General features: G+C 67.8%; 2 protein-coding genes and 1 pseudogene. All 3 read right to left on the bottom strand.

What is annotated here, in order from left to right:
• Positions 1 to 355: pseudogene (locus tag AC5RWX_RS32320) on the bottom strand (winged helix-turn-helix domain-containing protein); the annotation flags it as partial.
• Positions 356 to 364: 9 nt separating this feature from the next.
• Positions 365 to 1,708, bottom strand: coding sequence for an allantoinase AllB (gene allB, locus AC5RWX_RS32325; protein ID WP_494100261.1), 1,344 nt, complete (start codon positions 1,706 to 1,708; stop codon positions 365 to 367).
• A partial coding sequence (locus AC5RWX_RS32330) for a glycerate kinase (protein ID WP_494100262.1) occupies positions 1,701 to 2,538 on the bottom strand: 838 nt, incomplete at its 5' end. The genes AC5RWX_RS32330 and allB, both read right to left, overlap by 8 nt.

The following is a 2,538-nucleotide window of genomic DNA, read 5'->3' on the forward strand; positions in this document are numbered from 1 at the left end:
GGCTGACGGGGCCGGACGACGGCGGCAGCCGGGTGCCGCCGTCGTCATCGGTGCCGCCGGGGTTCTCCGCCGCAGAGGGAGGCTGAGAGGAGTCGTCTGCGGCTCCTTCCGCCGTGGCGGAGACCCCGGACGTGGGAGCTCCGGCGGCGGGCCAGTGGACTTCCGCCTCCGGAGCAGTTTCGAGGGCCCTGGCAAGGACCAGTTGGGCGGCACGGGCGAGGAGCTCCGGGCTGGTGCCTTCCTCGGGAACCACCCATACGGCGAGGCCCCGGGCAGCCGCCGCCGGCGCAGCAGCACCCTTGGCGGCTGACCGCGGCCGTTCCACCGTCCTCGGATGGTGGGCTTCCACTGCCATGGCCCGTCCTTAGACTCCACCGCGGCGGATCAGCTTGCCCGTGGGGTTTTGGCCGTCCACCACAGCGCCCCGCAGGAACGTCTTGCGGACCACGCCCGAGAGGGCTTTGCCGTCGTAGGGGGTGATGGGGTTTTTGTGCTTGAGCTTGGAAACGTCCACCACAAAGGCGTCGTCCGGGGCGAACACGGCGAAGTCCGCGTCGTAGCCCAGCGCCAGCTGGCCCTTGTTGGAAAGCCGGGCCAGGGCTGCCGGCTTCTCACCCATCCAGGACACCACCTGCTCCAGTGGAATGCCACGGTGCCGTGCCTCGGTCCAGATCAGGGACAGGCCCAGCTGCAGCGACGAGACGCCGCCCCAGGCCACGGCGAAGTCACCGTTCTCCAGGTCTTTCAGGTCAAGTGTCGAGGGGGAGTGGTCTGAGACGATGCAGTCGATGGTGCCTTCCTGCAGGCCCTGCCACAGCAGTTCCCGGTTGGAGGCCTCGCGGATGGGCGGGCAGCACTTGTAGGCGGTGGCTCCGTCGGGGATTTCCTCGGCCATCAGCGTCAGGTAGTGCGGGCAGGTCTCCACGGTGAGCTTCACGCCGTCGCGCTTTGCGGATGCAATCATGGGCAGCGCGTCGGACGACGAGAGGTGCAGGATGTGCGCACGCGCACCGGTCCAGCGGGCCCGTTCGATGACCTCGGCGATGGCCTTGTTTTCGGCGCCCCGGGGGCGGGAGGCCAGGAAGGTTTGATAGTGGTCGCCGCCGGGGTGCGGTGCGCGGTCAATGGCATGGGAGTCTTCAGCGTGGACAATCATGAGGGAGTCGAAGGACTTCAGCTCGGCCATGTCCTCCTCCATCTCATCCGCGTCCAGGTGCGGGAACTCGTCCACGCCCGAGTGCAGCAGGAAACACTTGAAACCGAAGACGCCTTCGTCGTGCAGGGCACGCAGGTCACCCTTGTTGCCGGGGATTGCGCCGCCCCAAAATCCAACGTCGACGAACGCCTGCTCTTCAGCCACCTCGCGCTTCAGCTTGAGGTTTTCCACCGTGGTGGTGGGCGGGACGGAGTTCAGCGGCATGTCGATGATGGTGGTCACCCCGCCGGCAGCGGCTGCACGGGTGGCGGAGGCGAAGCCCTCCCACTCGGTGCGGCCGGGCTCGTTGACATGGACGTGCGTGTCCACCAGCCCGGGGATCAGGGTTTCGTCGTCGGCCAGTTCAATGACCTCGGCGCCGGCCAGGCCGTTGCCCAGCGGCTCGAGGGCCACGATTTTTCCGCCGCGGACGCCCACTTCGCGGGGTGCCAGGCCGGCGGTGGTGAGAATGCGCTGGCCGCGGATGACCAGGTCAAAACGTTCTTCAGACATGGAGGTCCTCCTTGGTGGTCGCGGAACGGGACGGTGTGTTTGCCGCCAGCCTTCCGCTGATCTGGGTGCCCAGCTGCTCCAGAAGCTGCGCTGCCTCTGCTATGCACCTGTCTACATTGCTTTCAAGCTCGGTCAAAGCGTAAACGTCCTCGAATCCGGCAGCGGCTGCCTGGCCCTGTGCAAGCGTGGTCCGGCCGCATACCGCAATCACTGGGACACCCTGGGCTGCGGCTGCCCGGGCAACACCCATAGGGGTCTTGCCGAGCAGGCTTTGCTCGTCCAGGCTGCCTTCCCCGGTAATCACCAGGTCGGCGCCGGCCAGGCGTTCGGGCAGTCCGGTGAATTCGAGGACGACGTCGATGCCCGGACGGCGGGCTGCGGCGAGTACGGCGATGGCGGCGTAGCCAACGCCTCCTGCCGCTCCGGCTCCCTGGGCTTCCGCCGCCTTGATGGCGCGGTGACCGATTTCCCTGGCCAGGACTTCGACAAACCTGGCCAGGGCGGCGTCGAGCACGTCGACGTCCTGTTGTGTGGCGCCTTTCTGCGGGCCGAAAACCGCCGCGGCGCCTTGGGCGCCGAGCAGGGGATTGTCGACGTCGGACGCCAGCACAAAGCGTGTGTCCTTTAGTCGGGGTTCAAACCCGCTGAAGTCGATCCGGTCCAGGCGGGCCAAAGCGGCACCGCCGGGCGGAAGGTCATTTCCCTTGGCATCAAGGAGCCTGGCGCCGAGCCCCTGCAGGACGCCGGCCCCGCCGTCGGTGTTGGCACTGCCGCCCACGCCCAGGATGATGCGGTTGCAGCCGGCGTCGAGGGCGGCGGTGATGAGCTGG

The organism is Arthrobacter sp. SPT-J7, assembly GCF_059089965.1.

What these genes read in the sequence shown, in the direction of transcription:
- allB (WP_494100261.1), bottom strand. Translation starts at nt 1,708, where the DNA reads ATGTCTGAAGAACGTTTTGACCTGGTCATCCGCGGCCAGCGCATTCTC.